The sequence below is a fragment of the Pasteurellaceae bacterium RH1A genome, assembly GCA_012221805.1.
GTDB lineage: Bacteria > Pseudomonadota > Gammaproteobacteria > Enterobacterales > Pasteurellaceae > RH1A.
Genome location: CP015195.1, coordinates 539369 through 566170, shown reverse-complemented (window position 1 = coordinate 566170; position 26802 = coordinate 539369). Strand labels below are relative to the sequence as shown.

The following is a 26802-nucleotide window of genomic DNA, read 5'->3' as shown; positions in this document are numbered from 1 at the left end:
CCCATAAAATAGGGCTAGGCACCGAGTAGGCTTTCCAAATAAGCCCGATGGGCCTGGCTTTGGAAGGGCACAATGCGCTCGCCGATTAATTGATAAAATTGTGGAAAGTTAAAGCTCTCTTTTTGGGAGAGGCTTTCGGCATAAATCCGTTTGATTTGCTTGATGCTGTCTTCCTTCTTGTCACGGCAGTGCATATAGGCCTCGAGGCTGTTGCGTTCGTCTAGCACATAAACGTTGAAGCTGCCGTCAGGGTTGTCTTCAAAGAAGAATTGCAGGAAGCCATCGCTGGCAAATTGCTCAATGAGGCTGGGCATATTTGCAACTTTTGGGGCAGAACCGACCGCTTGTTGATGGCCTTGTTTCTCTTTTTGTTCGCCAAAGACCCCCCGCCATTTTTTCCTAACCCCATTGGGGGCGTGGAAGTGCTGTTTAGACACACTCTTGCCCGTTTGAATGGCAATGCAGCGGCTGACCAGCTCGGCAAAAAAGCCGTGCAGTTCTTCCTGTAATTTTTGGCTGTAGCAAAGCACGCTGACCGAGTTAAGCGGCGACAGGGTCAGGTAAATCTTGTTGGACAAGACCTTAAGGGCATTCATGGTGGCATTGGCGCCCTCAAAATGGTGGGTTCGGATTTCGTTCCACATATTGCGGTAGATCAGATCCACGCTGCCAATCAGGTTCTGTTGGGAGGAGCTAATGTTAAATAAGTCCCGCTTGGACAGCTCCACCCGATCATTTTGCAGATCCTTGGTTGGGTCCTTGGTCAGGTTAATCACAAAGACCAAATTGCGCAGTTCATCAGGGTGATAAAGCTCCTCGGTGGTGATGGCCGGCGGGTTAAAGGGCATACTTAAACGCAGATCGGCAATAAACTGGCGCAGGGTAGGGAGCTTGACGCTCTTGCTCAAGAGGTGGATTTGCGTGTTTTCGGTCATCAGACCGTTAAAATAGGCCCAGGCCACCAGCTTGTTGAGCGAGGCATTAAATTGGGTGTGACGGAGCTGGGAAGGATAGCCCGCCTTGGGTGATTGGTTGATGAGATACCAGCCCTTCTCCACCGCCGAGCCTTCTGTGACCTCAATAAAGGTTAAATGGTCCTCGGCCAGGTTTTTGGCCACCTGGGTAGGAATAAGGGGAATTTTGCCAGGCACCACCTCAAAGACGGAATAGAGCTTACGCATTAAAATGTCGCTATCGTGCGATAAAATGCTGGGTTCGATATGCAACTTGCGGGCAAAATTGATTAAATTGTGATAGCTCTTGAGCAGCTGATTTACCAGCATACTGTGGTGCTTGATGGCCTGTTTGACCTTCCAAGCTGAGCGATTATTCAGCACCTCTAGCTGATCTGCCCCCCAGCCCCAGTCGGCCACAAGGCCTGCCAAGGTTTCACTCCGCCAATTTTGGCTGGGCTTGCCCTCGGTGACCTTGAGGTAAAAGCACTGGCGGACACATTCCAGCCGCTCCAACTCGCCCCGCTCGGTTAAGTACTGGCTCACCTTGTCTAACATGGCCAAATAGGGATCGAAATGGTAGTCGCCAAAGTCCTGCTTGTGCAGGCGTTTTTTAAAGAGCTTGGAGATGAGCTTGGTTTGTGGATAAGTCTGTGAATAGCTTTCTAATAAAATGATCTTGATGGTGGACTTATAAGGCGACTCAATGCCCTTGTAGAGCTGCCACAAACTGGCACCAAAATATTCCCCTGTGGATAACTCAGCAAAATCGCCAAAATCTATCCACTCATTTGTAAATAATTCGCCTCTGGCGACCGCTTGATCGATGCTGGTTTGGTAGTCCTGCCCGTCCACCTTGAGCAGGTGGAGCCAAAGCAGCCGCTTGCCTGCCAGGCGGATGGCCGAGCGGTAGAACTCATCTAAGAGAAAAAAATGTTGGGCCGAGCCGCTGTGCTCCTCGGTCATCTCATTATGGTATTGCTGGGCCTTGAATTCTTCAGGGTTCATCAAAAAGAGATTGACCTCCACCCCAAAATAACTGGCCCACTGGCGGATCTTCTCAAATTTTTTGTCTAAGTATTTACGCTGAACGCTGGTAAAGGCCTGAGTGGAACAGAGCCAGAGATCCATATCCGACTGGCTGGTTTGGCTGATAGAACCCGTGCTGCCCATGACATAAAGACCGTCAAAGGCTGGCTTGCTGTGGTAGGCAGCAAATTCTTCTTGCAGGCCGTGGATTTTCAGGTACTTGTCTTGAAAGGAGGAGAGTTCAAAACCCCAAATGCTTGAGGGGGCGTATTCCACATAGGTGGGCAAGAAGGGGTGGTTATAATGGAGTAAAAGGGGAATAAGCTGAAAGATATGCTGGTATTCTAAACTGTTTGAGGCCAGGGTACGGTTGATCCGCAGGCGGTCTAGCTGGTCGAATTGCTCACGGGCAAAGGCCAGTTGTTCAGAAAAGGTGCGGTTTTGTGGATAGGGGGTGGATAGGGATTTCACAAGCATACCAATCATCAAAAAACTGCCTTCAATGTAACATTTTGCCGAAAAAAGTAAAGTTTTGCGTTATAATCCAAGGCAACAAACCTCCCTCCACTCACTTATCTAGAGTGCTTCCATGCAAAAATTCCCTCCCCCGCTTGCGGGGGAGGGTTAGGGTGGGGGGAGCTAACTTAGGGCAACAAGCGATATGAAATGAAACTAAATTTGCAAATTTCCGCCATGTTTAACCTGCTTGTATTTTGAGCTTCGCTCAATCCCCCCACCCCAGCCCTCCCCGCAAGCGGGGGAGGGAGTGTAAGTTATTGTAAATGTAAGGAAGATAATGTTTACTCGGTTTTTGATTTTCTTTTTAAGCCTCTGGAGCCTAACTGCTCAAGCCGGCCTCTTTGATAAGAAACCTGCCTTTCTGCCACCTGAACAGGCCTTTGCCTTTTCAGCCCAGGTGGGCAGCCAAGCGGCCCAGCTCAACTGGCAGATTGCCGAGGGTTATTATCTCTACCAAAAGGAAATCAAAGTCAATGGCCTCAATGTAGAAGCCAGCCAGCCTGTCTTTCCTGAAGCCGAGCAACACGAGGACGAATTTTTCGGCCTGGTCAATATCTTCCGCAACCAGCTTTCTGTCACGGTTCCCTTTCAAGCTGCCCAAGAGGCGGCCCAGTTAGAGGTCTTTTACCAGGGCTGCACCAAGGGCTTTTGCTACCCGCCTGAACGGGTAACGGTGGACTTAAACCCCCAACAAGCGGGGCAAAATCCGCCAAATCTTGCAAATCCTGCCCCCCAGGCCCAGCAAGAAGTCTTGGCCCAAACCCTCTCCCAAAACCGCTTTTCGATTTTTTGGTTCTTTGTCTTGGGGCTAGGCCTGGCCTTTACCCCTTGTGTTCTGCCCATGTTGCCGCTCCTATCAGCCATTGTGATTGGCAAGAGCAAGCGACCTAGCACAGCCAAAGCTTTGCTTCTAAGTTTTACCTATGTGCAAGGCATGGCCCTGACCTATACCCTGCTTGGCCTGATTGTGGCTGCCATCGGCCTGCCCTTCCAGATTGCCCTGCAAAGCCCTCCGGTGCTGATTGGCTTGGCAGTCTTATTCACGGTTCTGGCCCTGTCGATGTTTGGCCTTTTTGAGATTAAACTGCCCAACAGCTGGCAGCAAAAACTCAATGCTCTCAGCCAAAAACAGGAGGGCGGCGCCCTGGGTTCAGTCTTTGTGATGGGCATGATTGCGGGCCTAGTCGCTTCGCCTTGCACCTCGGCCCCGCTATCAGGTGCTTTACTCTATGTAGCCCAAAGTGGTGACCTGATCACAGGCGGCCTGGCCCTTTATTTACTGGCCCTGGGTATGGGCTTACCGTTAATTTTGATTACCCTCTTTGGCAACCGTATCCTGCCTAAATCAGGCGATTGGCTCCTCTTGGTTAAAACCGCCTTTGGTTTTGTCATGCTGGCCCTGCCTGTATTCTTGTTAAGTCGGGTCTTTGGGCAATGGGAAGCCTATCTCTGGTCGGCCTTAGCGATTGCTTTCTTGGTTTGGTTGAGCGAACAAATCAAACCGACTGGCTGGCTAAAGAGAGGGTTACGCATCGCCTTGCTGGCTCTTTTGGTAGTAGCCGCCAAGCCCTTTGCCGATTTGGTCTGGCCTGGCTCTCCAAGCAGCCAAGTGACACAAAGCCAACATTTTGAGCGGATTGCAAGCCTTGCAGATTTAGAGCAAAAACTGACCGCTTACAAGGGCAAGAAGGTTATGCTGGAACTCTATGCCGACTGGTGTGTGGCCTGCAAGGAGTTTGAGAAGTACACCTTTACTGATCCACAAGTTAAAGCTAGGCTTGATCAGATGGCTGTGCTACAAATTGATATGACCAAAAATTCTGCCCAGAATGATGAGCTGATGAAACACTTTCAAGTGCTAGGCCTGCCGACCATTCTCTTTTTTGATGAAGAGGGCAGGGAGCTAACCCAGCAAAGGGTGACGGGCTTTATGCAGGCTGGGGAATTTTTGGATTGGCTTAATCAGTTGTAAAAAAACCTTTGTGCAAGCGGAAATATTGCACGGACACATGCAATGTGTCCCTACAAAATATGATTAAATAGATCACGAAAACCAATTCAACGTGATTGGTAGGGACGCATTGCATGCGTCCACCATCAAAACATAGTAAAAAAGGAAACAAATGAAAGACCTATATATTATCGACTCCCACTGCCACCTAGACGCTCTGGACTACGAAACCCGCCACAAGAATGTGGACGAGGTGATTGATGCTGCCAAAGCCCGAGGCGTGCAGCAGCTGGTGTCCATCTGCACCACCCTGGGCCGGTTTGAGGCCATGAAGCAGCTCACTGCCCACCGGCCCGAAGTGTCTCTCTCTTGCGGGGTACACCCGCTCAATGTGGAAGAAGAACCCTTTGACTATGATAAACTGCTGGAGCTAGGTAAAGATCCCCGTGTGGTGGCCATTGGTGAAACTGGCTTGGACTACCACTACACGCCTGAAACCAAGGCTTTGCAGCAGGAACTCTTCGTCCAACATATTGAAGCGGCCAAGCTTTTAGGCAAGCCCCTGGTCATTCACACCCGTTCGGCCCGGCAAGATACCATGGATTTTCTTGAAAAAGGTTCTGCACAAGACTGCGGAGGCGTGTTACACTGCTTCACTGAAGATTGGGACATGGCCAAACGGGCCTTGGATATTGGTTTTTATATCTCCATTTCAGGTATTATTACCTTCCGCAATGCCGAAGACTTGCGAGAAGTGGTGCGAAAAGTCCCGCTTGACAGGCTCTTGGTAGAAACCGATTCGCCTTATTTGGCGCCTATTCCCTATCGGGGCAAGCCCAACCAGCCTGCCTATGTACGGGAGGTTTGTGAGTATTTGGCCAGCCTCAAGGGCGTTTCCGTTGAAGAAATGGCCGCAGTTTCCACCCAAAATGTGAAACATTTATTTAAGATCTAGGAGCATTTATGCGTACAGTAATCAAATGGTTTTTAATGTTGGTCCTGCTTTCCCTGCACATTGTGCTGGTGGGCGTGGTCAATTACTCCTTCCCGAGCTATGATGTGACCAACATCACCTCGGGCGATGTCCGCCGTGTCGATAAGGACGGGGTCATCAGTGCCAGCAACCCAGCCGATGGCGAAATCCGTGACGTGTATTATCTCTTTACCTCCAACAACGCCACCGAAAAAGCCATCCAATATCGCAACGACAACACGGGCTGGGGTTATCCTTTCTACTTCAAATTTAACTCAGGCGAAATCCAAGCCAGAGCCATGGCCTTTGCCGAGAAAAAACAGACCGTCCAAATCAAATACTATGGCTGGAACGCCCCCATGTTCAACGAAGAACGTAAATTGGTGTCTGTTCAAGCCTTTAACGAGGGCGACAGCAAATCGCTGCCTATCGTCAGCTACATCCTTTACGCCTTTTTTGCCTTAACCTTCTTCCTCGGCCTCCAATTTATCCGAGGTTGGTTCGATAGCGGAAAGTAGATTTTCATCACAACATAAGGAGTTATCCATGAAAAAATTAACCGTTCTTGCTCTTGCAGGCTTATTCTCAACAGCAGCTATGGCTGCACCTGTTGGCTCAACTTTTACAGGTTGGGGGGCGGGTCTTGATGTGACTTCAACTAAATATACTGATCTTAAACAAGCAACTGGTGTTGGAGTTGTTGTTGATTATGGCATTGACTATGGTAATAACTGGGTAGGGATTATTGAAGGTAAGGTTAAACTAAATAGTTCAACATTACTGAATGAAAATGATGCTACTGGACATGCTCAAATAAAAGAGAAATTCCGTGCAAGTGTTGGCTATTTACAAGGCTACCGTGTGACTCCAGCTTTCCTTCCATATGTAAAAGCAGCCTATGTGGCAACAAAACTTGAAGGTTCAAGCTCATCCAATGTTGTTTTTGAAGATGGAACTGTCATTCATCGCTCTTCAGAATCAGTATCTGAAACCAAAGGAGGTTTAGGTCTTGGTGTTGGTGCTAAATATGCTGTTTCTTCTAATGTAGAATTAGGGGCAGAGTATTTACATACCCGTATCAAATTTGATGGTGAGACCCTCAAGGGCAATACCTTTGGCGTAAACGCAACCTACCGTTTCTAATTTCAAAAACATAACAAGCGGCCAGAAATTTGCAGGATTTTGCAAGTTTCTGGCCGCTTGTCTTTTTAAGGCCGATTAGCCAAAATCACAGCCCGTTTAGGGGCGGGATAGCCTTCGATGGTTTTGGTCTGATCTAACGGGTCTAAGAAATCCACCAGCGATTCGTTTTCCAGCCAGTCGGTCTTGCGTTGTTCCTCAAGGGTCGTCACGGCCTCATCCACACAGCGAACATTCACAAAGCCCACCTTTTCCAGCCAGTTAATCAAGGCAGCCACAGAGGGGATGAAATAGACATTCTTCATCTTGGCATAGCGATCGGCAGGCACCAGGACATCATTGACATCCCCATCAATCACCAGAGTTTCTAAGACCAACTCCCCGCCCTTAACCAGTTGATTTTTAAGCTGGGAGAGGTGATCAAGCGGGGACTTGCGGTGGTAAAGCACGCCCATGGAAAAGACCGTATCAAAGGCCTCTAGGGGCTGCATTTGTTCAATGCCCAGCGGAATAAGGTTGGCTCGGCGGTCGTTATTGAGCAGTTTACGCACGGCTTCAAATTGGCACAAGAAAAGCTCGGTTGGGTCAATGCCCACCACCATTTTGGCGCCTTCACCCACCATTCGCCACATATGATAACCGCTGCCGCAGCCCACATCTAAAACCGTACGGCCAGCCAGCGGGGCAAGGTGAGGCAGGACCCGATCCCATTTGAAATCAGACCGCCATTCGGTGTCAATATGGACGCCCAGGAGGTGATAAGGCCCCTTACGCCAAGGCATAAGCTGTTTGAGGTGGTAAACCAAACGCTGGCTTTCACCTGCACTCAAGGGCTGCTCCGCCAGGGCTTCCACTCGGTCTTTGAGGTTAATACAAGCGGTCTGTTCAGGCAAAAAATTCACAATTTTGGCCCACTTGGCATAGTCGCCGTGGGTTTGTTTTTCCCATTGTTTGAGTTGCAGGGGTAGGGTTTCCAGCCAGGCAGACAGGTTGCTGGTGGCGATTTGTTGGTAAAAGGGGCGAAAGTCGATCATGGTTTTGAGATGTGCAGTAGGCTAGAAAAACAAGGTGGGCCTAGGCCCACCAAGTCAATTAGTTGAGGGTAATCCGAGCAAATTTGCGTTTACCCACCTGGTAAACAAAGGTGCCTTTTTGGGCGTTTTGCTTCACATCGTCCACTTTTTCGCCATCAATCTTGACCCCGCCTTGCTGGGCAGAGCGGATGGCTTCAGAGGTTGATGGCACCAAGCCGGCTTCTTTGAGGAGAGCGGCAATACCAAATTCCCCTTCAAAGGTGAATTCTGGCATTTCATCTGGCATAGCACCCTTTTGGAAGCGATTGATAAATTCTTGTTCAGCCGCTTCTGCGTCAGCTTCTGTATGGAAGCGGGCAATAATTTCTTTGGCCAGCAAGATCTTCACATCACGTGGGTTTTTGCCGGCCTCAACATCGGCCTTGAGCTGGGCAATGTCTTCCAAGGAGCGGAAGGAAAGCAGGTTATACCAATCCCACATCAGATCATCAGAAATGGACATGATCTTACCGAACATATCGTTTGGAGCATCGGTTACGCCGATGTAGTTGCCCAGGGACTTGGACATCTTCTTTTCGCCATCTAAGCCCACCAAAAGTGGCATGGTAATGGCCACTTGTTGTTTTTGGCCAGCGGATTTTTGCAGTTCACGGCCCACAAGTAGGTTGAAGGTTTGGTCCGTACCGCCCAGCTCCACATCTGCCTTGAGGTGGACGGAGTCGTGGCCCTGTAGAAGCGGGTAAATAAACTCATGGATAGCAATCGGCTGATTGTTGCCAAAGCGTTTTTTGAAGTCGTCACGCTCCAGCATGCGGGCCACGGTGTAGTTGGAGGCTAGGCGGATCATGCCTTCTGTACCCAGCTCACCCAACCAGTGGGAGTTAAACACGATCTGGGTTTTGGCTGGGTCTAGGATTTTGAAGATCTGTTCCTTGTAGGTTTCGGCATTACGCAGCACGTCTTCACGGGTCAGCGGCGGACGGGTGGTGTTCTTGCCTGATGGGTCGCCCACCATGCCAGTAAAGTCGCCAATCAGGAAGTAAACCTCATGACCCAGCTCCTGAAATTGGCGGAGCTTGTTAAGCACCACGGTGTGGCCTAGGTGGATGTCTGGCGCAGTTGGGTCTGCCCCTAGCTTAATGCGGAGCGGGCGGTTTTCCTTGAGTTTTTCAATTAAATCTTCTTCAGAGTAAATGTTTTCCACACCCCGCTTGAGTTCAGCGATGATGGTTTCAATGGATTGAGACATAAGGGTTCCTTTCAATAAAGCGAAAAATGCTCGTATTATAGCGAGTTCAGCAGAAAAAGGGAAAAAAAGCACGCATAATCATCTTATTCCTTTGGTGGGCACAGGTTTTACTTCATTTGAAAAATCAGGCTGTGCAAAAATTGATCTAGTTCAAATTTTAACTGATTTTTTTGTGAGCTAGATCACAAAATAGAGTATCCTATACCCAGTTTTGATTAATTAGGGAAGCTTACTATGTCTGAAGTAAAATCGTCTCCTGGCCTACAAGTTAAGCTAGGATTTAATTGGAAGGGCCTGCTCCTTTCTGTCTTGGTTGGGTTGGGGATCTGGCTGATTCCCACCCCTGAAGGCCTAACCCCCGAGCCTGGGGTATGTTCGCCCTCTTTGTGGCCACCATTGTGTCTGTGATTGCCAAGGCCATGCCCATGGGGGCAGCCACACTGGTTGCCCTGGTTATCAGTGGCCTAACAGGCTTAACCCCCATTAAGGCAGGCAAGGAAGATGTGGCCATGCTTTCGGGCTTTGCCAATGCAACCATTTGGTTAATTGGAATTGCCATGTTCTTATCCCGTGCCGTGATCAAAACAGGCTTGGGTAAGCGTATCGCCCTCTATTTTGTGGCTAAATTTGGTAAGCGAATGATGGGCGTGGCCTACGGTATTGCCTTGGCCGATTTAATTATTGCCCCAGGTATTCCCTCTGCTTCTGCACGGGGCGGTGGCATTATGTATCCGATTATGCAATCTATTGCTGATGCCTATGAGTCCAAACCTGGCCCAACAGCCCGCCGTGCAGGCGCTTTCTTGGCCATTGTGGTATCACAAATTGACACCATTGTTTGTACCATGTTCTTAACCGCCATGGCCGGCAACCCGCTTATAGCCGAACTTGCCAAGGGTCAGGGCGTGGATATTACGTGGATGACCTGGTTCCTAGGCGCTATCGTACCTGGCCTTGTTTGCTTGGTTGTCCTGCCTTATTTGGTCTATCTGGTTTACCCACCTGAGCTAAAAGACACGCCTAAAATGGCTGAAATGGCCAAGCAAGAACTGCAAAATATGGGGCCCATGTCCAAAGCTGAGTTAATCCTTGCGGCCGACTTTGTCTTGCTCCTTATTCTCTGGACAGTAGGCGATTTGATGTTCGGCATTCCAGCCACCATTTCTGCCTTTATCGGCCTCATTATCTTGCTCTTTACCAATATCATGACCTGGAAAAACATTGTTGAAGAAACCACCGCCTGGGACACCATGTTCTGGTTTGCTGTCTTGGTGATGATGGCCAATGCCCTCAACAAATACGGCACCATCGACTGGATTTCCAGCCATATTTCTTCCTATGTGGGCGGCTTTGACTGGTATATTGGCTTTAGTATTTTGGTGCTGGTTTATTTCTATACCCGCTATTTCTTTGCCTCTGCCATGGCTCATATTTCTGCCATGTATCTGGCCTTCTTGGCTGCGGCCATTGCCATTGGCACCCCGCCGATGATCGCCGCCATCGGGCTGGGCTATACTTCTACCCTCTCTATGAGCCTAACCCAATATGCAGGCGGCCCAGGCCCGGCCCTCTTTGGTTCAGGCTATAACAGTGTCGGCCAATGGTGGAGCGTAAGCTTTATTATTTCCCTCTTCTCTCTCATCATTTGGTTTGGGATTGGGGGCGCTTGGATGAAGTTACTGGGCTGGTGGTAGTCTAGGCAAGCTAAGCACTACAAAGGGCGAACCGTGAGTTTCGCCCTTTTCTCGTTCTTTAGGCGAAAAAAAACGCCTTATCTTGTGGGGGAATAAGGCGTAAAGAGTTGGAGTGATTACCTATTATTTTTGAAGTGGCTAGATGATAATAATTCCCAATTATCTTGGCAACAAGATTTACAAAACTTACAAATAAGAATAATTCTCAACAATTGGTGGATATAATTGCATTTTTTGCAAATATAAATCTTGATAATATCAATTTCAGCAATCATCTGCTTTGTGCTATAGTGACTGCGTTCATTCCCATTGACTTATAGAAGGATTATCAAATGGCTAACTATTTCAACACACTTAACCTCCGCCAGCAATTAGACCAGTTAGGTCGCTGCCGTTTTATGGATCGTAACGAATTTGCTGATGAAGCGAATTTCTTAAAAGGCAAGAAAATCGTGATCGTAGGCTGTGGTGCCCAAGGCCTTAACCAGGGCTTAAATATGCGTGATTCAGGCCTAGACATCAGCTACGCCCTTCGCCCTGAAGCCATTGCTGAAAAACGTGCTTCCTTCCAACGTGCCAGCGAAAATGGCTTTGTGGTTGGCACTTATCAAGAACTCATCCCAACGGCTGACTTAGTCGTAAACCTCACCCCAGACAAACAGCACTCAAAAGTTGTGGCTGACGTAATGCCTCTTATGAAGCAAGGTGCGGCCTTTGGTTATTCCCACGGCTTTAACGTGGTGGAAGAAGGCCAACAAATCCGCCCAGACTTAACTGTGGTAATGGTTGCACCAAAATGCCCGGGCACAGAAGTGCGTGAAGAATACAAACGTGGCTTCGGCGTGCCTACTTTAATTGCAGTTCACCCAGAAAACGACCCGAAAGGCGAAGGCCTGGCCATTGCGAAAGCCTGGGCAGCAGCCACAGGCGGCCACCGTGCGGGCGTGTTAGAGTCTTCTTTCGTGGCAGAAGTGAAGTCTGACCTAATGGGTGAGCAAACCATTCTGTGCGGTATGCTGCAAGCAGGTTCAATCGTGTGCTACAACAAATTAGTGGCCGACGGCAAAGACCCAGCCTACGCAGGCAAATTAGTTCAATACGGTTGGGAAACCATCACCGAAGCCCTTAAACAAGGCGGTATTACGCTGATGATGGACAGACTGTCCAACTCAGCCAAACTGCGTGCCTTCGAGCTTTCCGAGCAAATCAAAGAAGAGCTAGGCTTCCTCTACTACAAACATATGGACGACATCATCAGCGGTGAATTCTCATCAACTATGATGGCAGACTGGGCCAACGGCGATGCCAACCTGCTTAAATGGCGTGAAGAAACCGGCAAAACCGCCTTTGAAAACGCACCAAAAGCCGACGGCATTAAAATTTCTGAACAGGAATACTTCGACAATGGCGTCTTGATGGTCGCTATGGTGAAAGCCGGTGTAGAACTTGCCTTTGACGCAATGGTAGAAAGCGGTATCTACGAAGAGTCTGCCTACTACGAGTCGCTCCACGAGTTGCCACTTATCGCCAACACCATCGCTCGTAAGCGTTTATACGAAATGAACGTAGTAATTTCCGACACCGCAGAATACGGCAACTACCTCTTCTCCCACGTGGCGACTCCAATCCTGGCGGAAAAAATCATCCCAGCCCTGCAAAAAGGCGACCTGGGTGAACCAACCCCAGCGGTGGAAATCGACAACGTCCAACTCCGTGATGTGAATGACGCTATTCGTAACCACCCAGTTGAGCTAATCGGTCAAGAGCTTCGTGGCTATATGACCGATATGAAACGCATTGCGGTGGCGGGCTAAGGTTTTGTGACCCAGATCACAGACAGATAAGCCATAACCCTCTAAAATAAGCCAGTTCAGCCATGAGCTGGCTTTTTTATTACAAATATTTAAGGAAGAGAAAATGTGTAAAAAATCAAGAAATTTGAACCGCTTGCCTAAGCTAAGTTTGGCTGTGATGGCATTAGGGCTAGCTCATTCGGCCTTAGCGGTGGAGTGTGCTTCAACAGGAATAACAATTAAGGGCGATAATGAAAGCCTGACGGGCTGTCAGATTGACTATAAATCATCTCAAAAAACGGATTGGCTCTCTCTTGGTGCAGTGACGATTGAAAATAGCAAAAATGTCAATCTTACCAATAACCAAATTACAGCTGAAAATGATGAGATAGATAGTCAAGGCCCTAGAGGGCTAAATGGCCTTTATATCTATAATTCTTCCGTCACCTTGATCAATAATAATGTGAGCGTAAAGAATGGCTTAGGAAATCTTTATGCCTTATCTGCCAGTAATTCAACCCTATCTATTGATGGTGGTTCTTATACAAGCACCGAGAAAGATCCATTTATTGCTGGCAGCACCATTGATTTAAGAAACTCAACTTTAAATGTTAAGAATGCTAATCTAAGTGCTTCAGGTGATTCACTTAATATTATTAGCCTTGAAAATGCTTCTCGTGTGACGTTAGAGAATGTAACCTTAAACGCAACGAATAATGCCACGATTTTTGAACCAATAGTAGAAGTTGGCAAAAGCCTGAATAACTCAACCATTGTAGTCAATAATTCTCGCTTAACGGCTGATGATACTGCCATCGGCTTATCTTGGCCAGTCGTCAGTGAGCGGGAAGAAAGCCATCTCCTATTTACCCTCAATAACAGCTCACTGGTATCTCCTGTTATTATTGTACCTGTCTCCGCCTTTGATAATGAAGAGGACAGCCAAACGACTTTAGTCGAAAAGCTGGAACTAGAAGCCAATAATTCAACCCTATCTGGCACCATTAGCATCCAAAATGCGATTACGCCAAAAAGCCAAGCCACTTATAATTTAAAACTTAATGATTCAACTTGGACAACCTCCACATTTACAGGTGTGGATGAGGAAACCAACCAAAGTTTCACCTTTACGCCAGGTGTTTCCAGCCTAAGAATGAACAAAGGCCATGTTATTTTAAGCCCTGCTCAAGCCAATAGTGGCTTCCAAACCTTAACCATTAACGATCTGTCAGGCCAGGGCAAGTTTACCCTTAACAGCGATTTGGCCAGCCAGCAGGCAGATAAAATTCATGTAACTAACTCAGCAGAAGGCACCTTTACCTTAGCCGTAAATGATAGTGGCAATGAACCCAATGCAGCCAATGGTCAAGTAACATTAGTTCAAATGGACAAGGCCAATAGTGCTGCTTTCAGTTTGGCTGACCGTGACTTTGTCGATGCCGGGGCCTATCGATACCGCCTCCGTAAAGAGGGTAACGATTGGGTCTTATCCAATCTTACAGCTGAAGCATCAAGCCAGACAACACCACCAGCAACATCTGATCAAGCTGGCCAGCCTGTCGCACCGACTCAACCAACAGTCCCAGACCAACCGCCTGTGACACCAACGCAACCAACAAGCCCAGCTCAACCTGCGACACCAACCCAGCCAAGCACACCAAGTCAGCCTGCTTTGGTTAGCCTCAGTGAAAAATCCAATGCCCTGGTCTCCCTACGCCAGGCACAACTGCTCCAAGTCGAGCAAAACCTACCAAGCCTCCACCATCGTTTAGGTGAGCTTAAAGCGACCGAAAGAGGAAATGTCTGGTTACGTAATGAAAATGGCAAACAGGAGCTAGACGGCCTGGCCACCGCCCATAACAGCCGTGCTTCAGGCTTCGAGCAGGATTATCACAATCTACAAGTGGGGGCGGATGTTACCCTAAGCCAAGGCCTAAGAGTGGGTGGCTTTGTCGGCCAAAGCCGTGCAAATGTGGACTTTAAGGAAGAATACGGCACAGGCAAGATCCGCAGCCAAGCCCTAGGGGCTTATGCCACTTGGTTGGCGGATAACGGCTTTTATTGGGATAATGTCTATAAGTATGAGCGCCTCAAGACCGAGTCTGCCGCCACCGACAACCGCCGCTACCATGCTAACACCCTTTCCACCGAAATTGGGCGGATTCACAGCTTAAATGGCAGCTGGACAATCACCCCGCAAATCCAAGCAGCCTGGACCAAACTCTCCGCCCAGGAAGATGAAGAAAGCCTCTCTTCGCTTTATGGCCGAGCAGGTGTGCGGGTTGCCAAGGCTCTGCAATTTGCCAGTGGCTGGAACCTACAGCCTTATTTGGAAGCCAATGGCATCTTGTCCACCGGCAAGGGCAAGGTTGGGGTCAATCAATATGAGTTTGATGTTAAGAAAAGTGGCGGACGAGTGGAAACAGCCCTGGGCTTTAATGCTGGCTTAGGCAATCACCGCCTAGGCTTGGAAGCTAGCACCACTCAAGGCAAGAACCTCAAGCAGCCTTTTGCCCTCAAAGTGGCTTATCGTTATTCTTGGTAAGAGAAAAGGTGGGGGATAACTTAATTAAGGTTAGCTAAATCCCCCTAGCCCCCCTCTTTCAAAGCAGGGTTGTCAAGTTCTAAATAAGCAATTCAATCTGATTGGTAGGGACGCATTGCATGCGTCCATAAACGAAATAAATTCTATTTTGGCATAATAGACAAAATAGTTGCTAAAAAGTGGCTTAAAGCCTTATAGTACAAGGCTTTAAGCCCTCTTTTTGAAAAATGAACAAAAAACTGCCTTTTCTGCCAAAGTGCGAATATCAAGAAACATGGTAAACAAAATAACATTCAGCGTTATTATTGTAATCAATGCCATAAAACCTTTACCCATCAAAAGAAATTAGACCCAATACAGATCTGGGATGATTACACTTCAGGAAAACAAACTTATCAACAGCTTGCCAATAAGTATCATTGTTCGGTTAGAACTATCCAAAGATATATTGATAAAGCTCCTAAAACATTATTACATCCACCTCAAAGCACATCGCTTAATATAATTATGGACACTACCTTTTTTAAGCGTAATTTCGGCGTATTAGTGTTAATGGACTCTCATACAAAGAAAGTGGTATTTCACTGTTTTGTAAGAACAGAAAAAGACGTTTACTATAAGCTGGCACTTAATAGATTGAGAGAAAAAAGCTATATAATACAATCCATTACCTGTGATGGTAGGCGAGGTCTGATGAAGGACTTGTTCAATGCACCTGTGCAGATGTGTCAGTTTCATATGGTTGCAATAGTGATGAGAAAACTCAGAAAAAAGCATCAATCACAAGCGGGAAAAGAATTAAAAGTTATCGTAAAAACACTGGTGGAGAGTTCAAAAAATGAATTTTACAAACGCCTTCATTATTGGTATTTAAAACATGAAGAGTATTTAAAAGAAAGAAGTGATAAGCCAAATGAAAAGGGATATTTACCTTATAAGCATCGTAGTGTTAGAGGGGCTTATGCAAGCCTTAAATGGTATATGAAATATTTATTTACTTTTGAAGAACGGTCAGATTTAAATATAGAAAGGACAACAAATAGGCTTGAAGGGCTATTTAAACATATGAAGCGACAGTTAAATAATCATAATGGATTAAGCAAAAAACATAAAGCCATGTTTATAAAGGATTTTTTGAATAAAAATAGCTGCTAACATTTTAGAAAATAAACATTAGCAACTATTTTGTCCACTTGGCATAGTTTTTGACGAATCAGCAACTATTTTGTCTACTATGCCTCTATTTTATCTTGATTTTTATATCGCAACGGACGCATGCAATGCGTCCCTACAATAGAACTTGACAACCCTGCTCTTTCAAAGGGGGAAGGCTCCAAAGTTTGCAAATTCTAACAAATCCCCAACCGCTTGCAGGCGGTGTAGATCCCATCCTCCCATACTGGGTCAGTCACCATACTAGCCAAGGCCTTGACCTTCTCGTCCGCATTGCCCATAGCCACACTTAGGCCCACGCCCTGCATCATTTCAATATCATTTAAACCATCGCCAAAGGCTACGGCATCTTCCGGCCCCCAGCCAAAATGGGCGAGGACATCAGCAATGCCCCGAGCCTTGGAGTTGTGCTTATTTAAAATATCTACAGAATAGGCGTGCCAGCGGACTTCCTTGAGATCATCCCCTAAAAGGCCTGAGGCTAGGACTTTTTCATTCTCTTCTTGAGAATAAAAGGCCAGCATTTGGATAACGGTATGTGCCTGATAGTAGAGCGGATCGCAGATATAGTCGGCCTTAATGGGCTTAAGCGCCTCATCAATTTGTGGGGTGATTTCGGACACGGCGATTTCATCATTGCACACGAAGGCATAGGCAATACCAAGTGATTTAAGGCCAGCAATCACCTGCTCTATTCTCTCCTTGGAAAGGGGATAGTGGCTGATGAGCTGGTCTTGGTAGCGGTTGTGTTGGCCGTTGATGGTGACAAAAAACTCAAATTGGCCAGCTTCCACCAAGGGCTTGAGGGCATCTGGAAAGGCGCCATAACAGCGGCCTGTGGCAATGGCTGGGATAATACCTTGGGCCTTGAGGGCAGGCAGGACTTTTTCAGTCACTGAAGCAGGAATAATTTGGGCTGCCTTGTAGTAGAGGGTGTCGTCAATGTCGAAAAAGGCAATCTTGATAGGGTGTGTCGGCTGGGTCATGAGGCCTCCAAAAATAAAAGTATTTTAGCGTTTTTCGATCCACATCACAAAAATTCTTGCGCGCTGGGCGGAAAAATTTGCCATGATAAGGGCAAGGAGGCACTATGAACCTGTGGCAATTTTCTTGTTTTCACTGTAAGGGCAGGCTGGCCCTGGCCCAACACGGCATCTGTAGCCCTTGTAACCGCAGCATTGAACGTACGCCCTATTGTGGCGGTTGTGGAGCGGTCTTACCTGAATATCACCGCCACTGCGGCAACTGCCTGAGGGATGAACCCAAGTGGCAGCATTTTGTGCATGTCGGCTGGTTCAAACCACCCTTGACCGACTGGATCAGCCGTTTCAAATTCCAGCAGGCCTATTGGCTGGATAGAACCCTGGCTCGCCTCCTGCTCTTGGCCATTAAAAATGCCCAACGGGAACACGGCCTTACCCTGCCCGAGGTCATTATGCCCGTGCCGCTTTTTTGGCAGCGCCACTGGCAGAGGGGCTACAATCAGGCAGAGCTTTTAGCTCAACCCTTGGCCAAGTGGCTGCAAATTCCGCTGGATACCCAAAGCCTGAAACGAACCCGAGCCACCCGCCCCCAAAGGGAGCTCTCTGGCAAGGACAGGCGGCGTAATTTAAGAGGGGCTTTTGCCTATCAGCCCCTCAAGGCCTATAAACGGGTGGCCCTAGTGGATGATGTAGTGACAACGGGTTCGACCCTTAATACCATTTGTGCTGAATTACGCAAACAGGGCGTGGAGGACATTCAGGTTTGGGCGCTTTGTCGGGCTTAGATTTGCAAGATTTTGGCCCTTTTAGGCCGCTTGTTAATGGGAGGTATTGGAAAAAAGATTAATCACCACCACGCCCGAAATAATCAAGCCCATCCCCAACATCCCGGCCAAGTCAATCTTCTGTCCAAAGGCAAAGTAGGCCACAAGGGTGGCCAAAACAATCCCTACGCCCGACCAAATGGCATAAACAATCCCCACAGGCAGGCTGCGGAAGATGATAGAGAGCAAGTAAAAAGACAGACCATAGAGGGCCAAGGCCGCCACCGTTGGCAACCATTTGGTAAAGCCGTCACTTAATTTCAATAAATTGGTCGCCACCACCTCTAGGGCAATAGCGCCTGCAAGTAATCCCCAAGCGGACATATATTCTCCTCAAAGAAAAAGAAAGCACGGCAAAAAACCGTGCTTAAATAGGATTAAGAATAAAGGATCTTTAAGCGATTAGCAATCCTGCTTGCCATAAGCCTCTTGGCGGAGGATTTGGCGGACACTTTCGTCAAATTGAGCTAGAACGCTGTCGGCATCTTGCGGATCCTTACCCTTGGCATCCAAGTAGAACTTGATCTTCGGCTCTGTACCTGATGGGCGGGCGATGAGGCGGCTGCCGTTCTCTAACACAAAGACCAAAATGTCGCTTTGGCGGTCGGTCTTGGTGTGGTCGATAAAGGTTGCGACCTTAAAGCCGCCGATTTGGCTTGGTGGGTTGGTGCGTAAAGCGGTCATTAATTTGCCGATTTCTGCAAGGTCGTCCACACGAATGGAGATTTGGCCACTCACATAGGCACCGAATTCAGCGGTAAATTCTTGGGCCAGGTCTGCCAAGGTCTTGCCCTCTTTTTTGAGGCCACGCACCATATCTAAGAAGACGATGGCCGCAGAAATACCGTCCTTATCCCGCACCTTGTCTGGATCTACCAGATAGCCGAGGGCTTCTTCAAAACCGAAGAGGAGCCCTTGAACCTTACCGATATACTTAAAGCCAGTTAAGGTTTCTTCTGATTGGAAGCCGTATTTCTTGGCGATTTCGGCCAGGGCTGGTGAAGACACTAAGGAGCAGGCCAAGATACCTTGCTTACCCTGAGCATGATATTGTTTGGCCAAGTACCAGCCTAAGAAGCAGCCCACTACATTGCCGTGTAAGGCCTTCCAGTTGCCTGCTGCATCTGGCACAGCCACAGCCAGGCGGTCTGCATCTGGGTCGTTGGCGATGATAAATTCAGCATTTTTCTCTTGGGCCAGTTTAATAGCCAGGTCTAAAGCGCCTTTTTCTTCAGGGTTGGGGAAGTTTACGGTTGGGAAGTTGCCGTCTGGCTGGATTTGCTCATTCACCAGGTGCGGTTGTGGCAAGCCAGCCTTGGCTAGGGTCTTGCTTAGTACTTCATAACCTACGCCGTGCATAGCGGTGTAAACATAGTTGATGTCGGCCTCTGGCTCCTTGGCAAGGCTAGCGGTTTTGGCGATGTAGGCATCAACCACTTCATCATCTAACACAGTGAAGTCTTGGCTGCGTGCTAGATCGTTGATACTGCCTGCGGCCACCTTGTCGATACAGGCAGCGATTTCTTGGTCGGCAGGTGAAACGATCTGGCCGCCACCGTTGGCCTTGCCTAAATAAACCTTATAGCCGTTATCTTCTGGCGGGTTGTGGCTGGCGGTGACCATGACACCAGCTGTGGTGTCGAAGTACTTGATGGCATAGGCCAGAACTGGGGTTGGCAGTTTGCGTGGCAACAAATAGGCCTTGATGCCGGCCGCCGCCATAATTTCAGCCGTATCACGGGCGAAGACATCTGAGTTCTTACGGCCGTCATAGCCAATCACGATAGACGGTTCTTTATCATAGCCTTTTAAGAAGTCAGCCAAACCACCCGCAGCTTGGGCCACAAGCACACGGTTCATCCCCATAGAACCCGCCTGGAGGCGGCCACGCAGGCCTGCTGTACCAAACTGTAAGCGACCATCAAAACGGCCGGCTAATTCCTTGTGGGCGGCTTCATCACCCGCCTGGGCGGCCTTTAAGAGGGCTTCTAATTCTGCACGGGTTTCAGCATCAGGGTCTTGGTTAAGCCAGTTTTGGGCAATATCGAAAAGGGTTGTCATAGGATCTTCCTTATAGAGGTGAAATAATGGTATAAGACTAGCCCAAAAGCCTGCAAATGAAAACGACAAAAACCAAAAATTTTGATCCACTTCACATAGAAAATCAGGAAACCGATTGCTTTCTCTTAAAAAGCCGAAAAAGAGGGTTTGAATTAGGCGGCATTATTGGCTAAGATATGGCCTCCCTATATGTTAAGTTTAACTATCAAAGGACATTCCAATGAAAAAACACCTCCTCGCCGCCCTGGTTGCGGGTTTTACTGTACCAGCTTTTGCAGCCAATCTTCCAGCCCATAACACCACGGTTCACACCTATGAACTGACCCAAACCTACACGCTTGAAGTGCCAAAAGGCTCAAGTGGCGAAACCAATCTGTGGATTCCCCTGCCCTTCAATAACGACTATCAGGACGTAAAATCCCTAGAATTTGACGGCAACTTCCAACAGGCCTATATCACTGAAAACAATGCCTACGGAGCCAAAACCCTCTTTGCCAAATGGGATAAAGAAGCGGTTAGCCGTAATCTGAAATTAAAGCTGGTGATTGAAACCAAGGATCGTGAGCCAATGGCCCAAAAGGCCTTGGAGGGTTATGTACCGCCTGAAAAAATCATTTATTCGGTGGATGTCTTGGAATACCTCAAACCAACTGCCCATATTAAAACAGACGGCATTGTTAAAGAATTTGCTGACAAAATTGTAGGCAAGGAAACCAATCCCCTTAAACAAGCCGAACTCATCCATCAGTGGATTGTAACCAATATGGAGCGGGATAATTCCGTTTTAGGTTGTGGTGAAGGCGATGTGGAAAAAATCCTGACCACCGGTGTGCTCAAGGGCAAATGTACCGACATCAATTCCGTCTTTGTGGCCCTGGCTCGTGCGGCTGGCATTCCAGCCCGTGAAATTTTCGGTTTACGCCTAGGCGGCACAGACAAGCTAGCCCATCTCTCCAAAACAGCCTTTGGTTCGGCCGATGAGCAAGGAGTGGCTAACGTAAGCGGTGGCCAACACTGCCGGGCAGAATTCTACTTGGCCGGTTTTGGCTGGGTGCCAGTCGATTCGGCCGATGTGACCAAAATGCGTTTAACCGAGAAGAAGGAAGTGGCTGACCCAGCCGTCCAGGAAACCGCCAAATACCTCTTTGGCAACTGGGAGGCCAACTGGGTGGGCTTCAACCACGGCCGAGATTTCGATCTCTACCCGCAACCTGAGCTAACCCCGCTTAACAACTTCGGCTATCCTTATGCTGAAATTGGTGGCGACCCGCTTAACTCATTTGATCCAAAAGCCTTTAAGTATGACTACATCTCCAAAAAGCTCAACTAACCTAGGACGCTTTTGGGCCATTTGCACCGCTGCCCTGTCGGCGGCGGTTGCCTCGACCCTCTGCTGCATCGCCCCGCTGATTTATCTGCTCTTTGGCGTGTCGTCCCCCTGGCTTATGTCCTTGAGCGAACTGGAATTTTTGCAAATTCCCATGCTGATCCTATCGCTTGCAACCTTCGGTTACGGCTTTTGGCTCTTGTTTTTCTCCAATAAGATCATCTGTAGCCGCTACCTTTCCCTGCGGACCTTGAGGGTTTTATACGGACTGGTTGCCGTGGTTATCTTGTTCTTTTTGAGCTATCCTTATGTTTTGCCTTGGTTCTTGGAATAACCCTAGATATGATAGCGCCAGCGTCCACGCTGGTGCTGAAGATAAGGCAGCAACGTAGATGTTGGAGCCATCCCAATATGGAAAACTTATGTTAAAAAAACTTCTTATTCTTTTAACTCTTATTCCTGCTTTAGCCCTTGCAGAAAAGAGCCAAAATCCAACCGCTTCTGGCGAAAAAAGCCTTGTGCTCAAAGTGCCGGAAATGACCTGCCAGCTCTGTGCCTACTTGGTTAATAAGGAACTGCGGGAAGTGGAGGGTGTAGCCAGCACCAAAGCTTCCATCAAGGACCGGACGGTTAAAGTCGTGGCCAAGTCTGAGGTAACCAATCAAGCCCTGATCCAAGCGGTGGAAAAGCTGCATTATTCTGCAAGTGTTGTCCAAGATGAAAGTCTGCCTAATTAAAACCTCCTCCATGGGGGATGTGATCCACACCCTGCCGGCTCTGACTGATGCCCAAAGGGCTATCCCAAATGTGCAGGTGGACTGGGTGGTGGAAGAGAATTTCGCTGAAATTCCCCGCTGGCATTCAGCCGTTAATCAGGTTATTCCTGTGGCCATTCGCCGCTGGCGGAAAAACCTGCTCAAGCCCCAAACCTGGCAGGAGTGGCAGGCCTACAAACAAGCCCTACAAGCTCAACCCTATGATGCTGTGATTGATGCCCAAGGCCTGCTTAAAAGTGCCCTCTTTGCCACTCGTTTGGCCCGAGGCACCAAGCACGGCTATGATAAAAACTCTGCCCGTGAGGGCTTGAGCAGCCTCTTTTACGACCAAACCTACGCCATTCCCTACCAACAACATGCTGTCGAACGTATCCGCCAACTTTTAGCCCAAGCCCTGGGTTATGCCCTGCCGACTGAAAAGGGAGATTACGGCCTTGCAAATTCTGCCCGTTTTTCACCCGCTTGTTCTATCCCCTCCCCTGCTTGCGAGGAAGGGTTAGGGTGGGGGGAAAATCCTTACCTTCTGGCCATCCACGCCACCACCCGAGCAGATAAACACTGGCCCGAAACCCACTGGCAAACCTTACTCACCAGCCTAAGCGCCCAAGGCCTGGAAATTCGCCTGCCCTGGGGGAATTCAGCCGAAAAAGCTAGAGCTGAAGGTTTAGCCGCCCAGTCTCCCCTCATCAAGGTTCTGCCTAAGCTGACCCTCACTCAACTGGCTCAAGAGATCGCAGGGGCAAAAGCCGTGATTTCGGTAGATACCGGCCTAAGCCACCTTACTGCAGCCCTCAATAAGCCCAATATTATTCTCTATGGGGCGACTGACCCGAAACTTATCGGGGCCTACGGCCAAAACCAGCACTATCTTAAGGCTTCTTCCATGGCAGAAATTTCCCCCCAAGCGGTCTTAAATGCGTTAAACTTTGCAAAATCATAAACCCTTATTTAAGAACAATGAACCTAAAAAACCTCCGCCACCTGCTCCACATTCTGCATACCTTCCTGCGTTACGGCATTGATGAAGCCCTGCCGGATATGCCGGTGACCCACAAGATTAAGCTGGCCCGCAAGGCTCTCTTTTGGGTCAAGAACCAACATACCGACAAGCCCTTTGGCCTACGTTTACGCCTGGCCTTACAGGAGTTAGGCCCGGTCTGGATCAAGCTGGGACAAATGCTCTCCACCCGCCGGGATATGTTCGCCCCAGACCTGGCCGATCAGCTGGCCCTCTTACAGGATAATGTCGAACCCTTTGACGGCAAACTGGCTCGGCAAATTATTGAAGAAGCTCTGGGCGGGCCGATTGAAACCTGGTTTGAGGACTTTGATGAAACTGCCCTGGCCTCAGCCTCCATCGCCCAGGTGCATACCGCTCGCTTTAAGGCCGATCAGCCCCTGGCCGGCCAAGAGGTGGTGCTTAAGGTCATTCGGCCTGAGATTGAGCCCATTATCAAGGCAGATTTAGAGCTGATGTATAAATTAGCGGGATTAGTGCCAAAGGTTTCGCCCGAAGGCAAGCGACTACGGGCGGTGGAAGTGGTGCGGGAGTATGAAAAGACCCTGCAAGACGAACTGGATCTTTGCAAGGAAATGTCCAACGCCATCCGCTTGCGAGCCAATTTTGACAATGATGAAAAGCTCTATGTGCCGCAAATGTACCCCGATTTCTGCCGCAAGAATTTGCTGGTGATGGAGCGGATTTACGGCATACCCGTGGCCAATGTGGAGGAACTGCGGGCCAATGGCACGGATATGAAACTCCTGGCTGAACGGGGGGTTCAGGTTTTCTTCACCCAGGTCTTTCGGGACAGTTTCTTTCATGCTGACATGCACCCGGGCAATATTTTCGTCAATCCCAACCACCCTGAAAACCCTCAGTATATCGGGATTGACTGCGGGATTGTCGGTACCCTTAACGCCAACGACAAACGCTATTTGGCCGAAAGTTTTGTGGCCTTCTTTAACCGAGACTATCGCCGAGTGGCCCAAATGCACGTGGATTCTGGCTGGACACCGGAAAACACCGACATTGATGCCTTTGAAGAGGCCTTCCGCCAGGTCTGCGAACCTATTTTCGCCAAGCCGCTGTCCGAAATTTCCTTTGGCAATGTCCTGCTCAACCTCTTTTCGGTGGCAAGAGAATTTAATATGGAGGTTCAACCCCAACTGGTTCTCCTCCAGAAAACCCTGCTCTATATTGAGGGCCTGGGCCGTCAGGTTTATCCACAGCTGGATCTGTGGCAAACGGCCAAGCCTTTTCTGCAAAATTGGCTGGACGAACAGATGGGCATAAAGGCCATGCTCCGCCAGGTCAAGAACCAGCTGCCCTATATGCGGGAGCATTTGGCCCAGGTGCCCGAGGCGGTTTTTGATGCCCTGCGTCAGCAAAAGCAGATTAACCTGCGACTTCAGGAAATCAACCAAAGCCTGCAAGCCCAAAATTCGGCAGGCAATGGCCAGTTTATGAAGATGGGGGTATTGGGGATTGCTATTTTCAGCACTCTTTGGAAGTTTGAGGTGCTTCCACTTTGGGTCAGCCTGCCGCTTTTGCTGGTGGAATTTGGCCTCTTATTGTCTTCAAGAAAATTGTAAAAAAATCTGGTTTTTCAAGCGCTTACCCAAGCCAGTTTTTCAAGATAGCCTCCCCAAACTCACTAATAAAAGACTCAGGGTGGAACTGCACCCCGTAAAGGGGCAGGCTTTTATGCTTCACCGCCATCAAGACGCCCTCATCGCAGACACTGGTGGCGACAAGCGGGGTGTTTTGAAGCGATTTTTGCAAAATGGCCCAGGAGTGGTAAAGGCCGATCTTAAAATCTTCTGGTAGGCCTTGGAAAAGTGGGTTGGGAGCAAGTTGAACCAAGTTTCCCTGCTTACCGTGGCGGACTTGGTTGAGGTTATAAAGCGCTCCGCCAAAAAATTCGCACAGGGTTTGGTGACCCAGGCAAACGCCCAAGATGGATTTGCGGGTGTGGTAACGCTCTAACATAGCAAAAAGTTGCGGATAGGCTCGAGGCACATCAGGGCCAGGAGAAATCAGGATATGGCTGAAGGCTTCCACTTCATCTAAATCCAAATCATCCACATCCACCACAGTCGGCTGCACCCCAATCTTGCGGAAGAGATCGACCAGGTTAAAGGTGAAAGAGTCGTGATTATCAATAATTAAGACCATTAGTCGCCTGCCTTTTCAACCAAAAGTTCTAGCTTGAGCCTGTCCACTTCGCCTTCGATCAACTCTACCTGCGGGCTGGTTTGCTGGGCCTTGGCCGAGAGTTTTTGGAAGCGCTCCACCTTGCCCACCAAGCCCTGCTTGCCCACCAGCGAGGTAACAGTTTGGTTGTAGTGGTTGTTAAGCGTCCCTAGGCTCTTGCCTAGATTATTAAGCCGCTCGGCCACGGTGCAGACCTGGTTGTAGATATCGCCCGCCCGTTCGCTGATTTCCCGCGCCTCCTTGTTGCCCCGCTCAATCCGCCAGAGGTTGGCCACCGTGCGTAAAATAGGCATAAGGGTGGTGTAGGAAACCAAAATCACATTGCGTTCATAGCCGTAGTTAAAGAGGCTTGGGTCGTGCTTCATGGCCTCAATATAGGCTGGCTCCACCGGCACAAACATGAGCACAAAATCAGGGCTTTTGATGCCCAAAAGATTGCTGTAGTTTTTCTTGGAAAGGCCGTCAATATGGGCCTTGAGAGAACGGCAATGCTCGTCTAAGGCCTGCTTAATTGCAAGATTTTCCTCAGCCCGCACCGCTTGTTCATAGGCCAAAAGCGAGACCTTGCTGTCTAGCACCAAGTGCTTATCATCTGGCAATTTCACCACAAAGTCGGGGGCAAAACGCTTGCCTTCATTATCACGGTAACTTTCTTGGGCCAAGTAATGCTCATTGGCCAAAAGCCCTGCTGACTGGAGGGCGCTTTCAAGCTGAATTTCCCCCAGTTGCCGGCCAGTTTATTGTTGCCCTTGAGGGCGGTGGTTAAATTATTGGCCTCCTGGGACATAGACAGGCCAACTTCCAAGACCCGCTTGATTTCAGCCTCCAAATTGGCATTGCCCTTAAGGGCCTCGGAATGCACCTCATTGACCCGCTTTTGAAAACCTTCAATCTGCTCCTTAAAGGGCTTGAGCAGGAGATCCAAATTGGTTTGATTTGCCTGGGCAAAGGTCTTGCTTTTTTCGTCCAAAATCTGCTGGGCCAGGTGCTGGAAGTCGGCATTTAATTGCTGCTTCACCGCCAGAAAATTGCGTTGCTGCTCCTCAAAATTGGCCTGTTTCTCGCTCAGGCTGGTTTTGAGTTCCGCTAGTTCCTGCTGGCTGGCCTGCAAGTGCTGGGTCAGCCTTTGGCACTCGGCCTTGTAGCCCTCTAAATTATGCTGACGGTCGGCCAGTTGCTCTTCCAAACCCTCGCTTTTGGCCTGAGCCGAACCCACCCGTTCCTTGAGTTGGTTGATGTAGCTTTCCAGCTCATCTTCTTGCTTTTCAGCCGCCTCCACCTTGCCTTCTAATTTTTGAATGTAGCTATCCCGCTCGCTCAAGCGTTCCAGCGCCCCCTGCATTTGGGTTTGCTGCTGCACCGCCCAGCGATCGAGCTGGTTTTTCTGCTCAGTCAATTCTTGGTGGGCCTGGCTTAAACGGGCCTGATCTTGCGACAATTTGTCCAGATCTTGGCTTAATTCCGCCACATCTCGCTGATAACGGGCTTGAACAAAAAAGAGGTAGATAATCAGCAGCAGGGCCGCTGCCAGGGCAACATAGGGCCAGTGGGCTAGTTCCAT

Annotated in this window: 20 protein-coding genes and 2 pseudogenes; 14 read left to right on the top strand and 8 right to left on the bottom strand. The window is 48.8% G+C overall.

Annotated elements, in window-relative coordinates; all coding sequences use genetic code 11:
• Positions 1 to 14: 14 nt before the first annotated feature.
• Positions 15 to 2459, bottom strand: coding sequence for an adenylate cyclase (locus A4G20_02775; protein QIW16838.1), 2445 nt, complete (start codon positions 2457 to 2459; stop codon positions 15 to 17).
• Positions 2460 to 2778: 319 nt separating this feature from the next.
• On the opposite strand from A4G20_02775, the gene A4G20_02770 reads away from it, so the two are divergent.
• The 4 genes from A4G20_02770 to A4G20_02755 all read left to right on the top strand — a co-directional run bounded on the left by A4G20_02770 (position 2779) and on the right by A4G20_02755 (position 6568).
• Positions 2779 to 4473 (top strand): protein-disulfide reductase DsbD, encoded by a 1695-nt coding sequence (locus A4G20_02770; protein QIW15331.1) that lies wholly within the window; start codon positions 2779 to 2781, stop codon positions 4471 to 4473.
• 151 nt (positions 4474 to 4624) lie between these two features.
• Entirely contained in the window at positions 4625 to 5407 is a 783-nt protein-coding gene (locus tag A4G20_02765) for a metal-dependent hydrolase (GenBank protein QIW15330.1), read from the top strand.
• An 8-nt stretch (positions 5408 to 5415) separates the two neighbouring features.
• On the top strand, positions 5416 to 5943 hold the full coding sequence (locus tag A4G20_02760; protein ID QIW15329.1) for a hypothetical protein: 528 nt from the start codon (positions 5416 to 5418) through the stop codon (positions 5941 to 5943).
• A 28-nt stretch (positions 5944 to 5971) separates the two neighbouring features.
• Positions 5972 to 6568: a hypothetical protein gene (locus tag A4G20_02755; GenBank protein QIW15328.1), complete on the top strand. Its 597-nt coding sequence runs from the start codon at positions 5972 to 5974 to the stop codon at positions 6566 to 6568.
• A 65-nt stretch (positions 6569 to 6633) separates the two neighbouring features.
• Here the strand turns inward: A4G20_02755 and A4G20_02750 are convergent, their stop codons facing one another.
• On the bottom strand, positions 6634 to 7599 hold the full coding sequence (locus A4G20_02750) for a tRNA 5-methoxyuridine(34) synthase CmoB (protein QIW15327.1): 966 nt from the start codon (positions 7597 to 7599) through the stop codon (positions 6634 to 6636).
• Between the two features lie 58 nt (positions 7600 to 7657).
• Complete coding sequence (locus A4G20_02745; GenBank protein ID QIW15326.1) at positions 7658 to 8848, bottom strand: tyrosine--tRNA ligase; 1191 nt, start codon at positions 8846 to 8848, stop codon at positions 7658 to 7660.
• Positions 8849 to 9082: 234 nt separating this feature from the next.
• On the opposite strand from A4G20_02745, the pseudogene A4G20_02740 reads away from it, so the two are divergent.
• The 4 genes and pseudogenes from A4G20_02740 to A4G20_02725 all read left to right on the top strand — a co-directional run bounded on the left by A4G20_02740 (position 9083) and on the right by A4G20_02725 (position 16035).
• A pseudogene (locus tag A4G20_02740) lies at positions 9083 to 10542 on the top strand (permease).
• 332 nt (positions 10543 to 10874) lie between these two features.
• Positions 10875 to 12356 (top strand): ketol-acid reductoisomerase, encoded by a 1482-nt coding sequence (locus A4G20_02735; protein ID QIW15325.1) that lies wholly within the window; start codon positions 10875 to 10877, stop codon positions 12354 to 12356.
• 133 nt (positions 12357 to 12489) lie between these two features.
• Positions 12490 to 14880: a hypothetical protein gene (locus tag A4G20_02730; protein ID QIW16837.1), complete on the top strand. Its 2391-nt coding sequence runs from the start codon at positions 12490 to 12492 to the stop codon at positions 14878 to 14880.
• A 552-nt stretch (positions 14881 to 15432) separates the two neighbouring features.
• Positions 15433 to 16035, top strand: coding sequence for a transposase (locus A4G20_02725; GenBank protein ID QIW16836.1), 603 nt, complete (start codon positions 15433 to 15435; stop codon positions 16033 to 16035).
• Between the two features lie 194 nt (positions 16036 to 16229).
• Here A4G20_02725 and A4G20_02720 read toward each other — a convergent pair whose 3' ends face one another.
• Positions 16230 to 17039, bottom strand: coding sequence for a hydrolase (locus A4G20_02720; GenBank protein ID QIW15324.1), 810 nt, complete (start codon positions 17037 to 17039; stop codon positions 16230 to 16232).
• A 104-nt stretch (positions 17040 to 17143) separates the two neighbouring features.
• Here A4G20_02720 and A4G20_02715 point away from each other — a divergent pair, with 104 nt between their 5' ends.
• Entirely contained in the window at positions 17144 to 17821 is a 678-nt protein-coding gene (locus A4G20_02715) for an amidophosphoribosyltransferase (GenBank protein ID QIW15323.1), read from the top strand.
• A 33-nt stretch (positions 17822 to 17854) separates the two neighbouring features.
• On the opposite strand, the gene A4G20_02710 is transcribed toward A4G20_02715, so the two are convergent.
• Both A4G20_02710 and A4G20_02705 read right to left on the bottom strand, forming a co-directional pair.
• Positions 17855 to 18184, bottom strand: coding sequence for a multidrug transporter (locus tag A4G20_02710; GenBank protein QIW15322.1), 330 nt, complete (start codon positions 18182 to 18184; stop codon positions 17855 to 17857).
• Positions 18185 to 18262: 78 nt separating this feature from the next.
• The gene (locus A4G20_02705) at positions 18263 to 19921 is read right to left on the bottom strand and encodes an alpha-D-phosphohexomutase (GenBank protein ID QIW15321.1); all 1659 of its coding nucleotides are present in this window, start codon (positions 19919 to 19921) and stop codon (positions 18263 to 18265) included.
• A 220-nt stretch (positions 19922 to 20141) separates the two neighbouring features.
• On the opposite strand from A4G20_02705, the gene A4G20_02700 reads away from it, so the two are divergent.
• The 5 genes from A4G20_02700 (at position 20142) to ubiB (ending at position 24619) form a co-directional block, all read left to right on the top strand.
• Positions 20142 to 21251, top strand: coding sequence for a hypothetical protein (locus tag A4G20_02700; protein QIW15320.1), 1110 nt, complete (start codon positions 20142 to 20144; stop codon positions 21249 to 21251).
• Positions 21223 to 21582 (top strand): hypothetical protein, encoded by a 360-nt coding sequence (locus A4G20_02695; GenBank protein ID QIW15319.1) that lies wholly within the window; start codon positions 21223 to 21225, stop codon positions 21580 to 21582. The genes A4G20_02700 and A4G20_02695 overlap by 29 nt, the downstream gene beginning before the upstream one ends.
• 88 nt (positions 21583 to 21670) lie before the next feature.
• On the top strand, positions 21671 to 21985 hold the full coding sequence (locus A4G20_02690; protein QIW15318.1) for a mercuric reductase: 315 nt from the start codon (positions 21671 to 21673) through the stop codon (positions 21983 to 21985).
• Complete coding sequence (locus tag A4G20_02685) at positions 21966 to 22964, top strand: lipopolysaccharide heptosyltransferase 1 (protein QIW15317.1); 999 nt, start codon at positions 21966 to 21968, stop codon at positions 22962 to 22964. Before A4G20_02690 ends, A4G20_02685 begins: the two co-directional genes overlap by 20 nt.
• A gap of 17 nt (positions 22965 to 22981) precedes the next feature.
• Positions 22982 to 24619 carry a ubiquinone biosynthesis regulatory protein kinase UbiB gene (gene ubiB / locus A4G20_02680; GenBank protein ID QIW15316.1) on the top strand — a complete coding sequence of 546 codons (1638 nt, stop codon included), beginning with the start codon at positions 22982 to 22984 and terminating at the stop codon, positions 24617 to 24619.
• Between the two features lie 22 nt (positions 24620 to 24641).
• Here ubiB and A4G20_02675 read toward each other — a convergent pair whose 3' ends face one another.
• The gene (locus A4G20_02675) at positions 24642 to 25202 is read right to left on the bottom strand and encodes an anthranilate synthase component II (protein ID QIW15315.1); all 561 of its coding nucleotides are present in this window, start codon (positions 25200 to 25202) and stop codon (positions 24642 to 24644) included.
• Positions 25202 to 26802: pseudogene (locus tag A4G20_02670) on the bottom strand (recombinase RmuC). The gene A4G20_02675 and the pseudogene A4G20_02670 overlap by 1 nt, the downstream one beginning before the upstream one ends.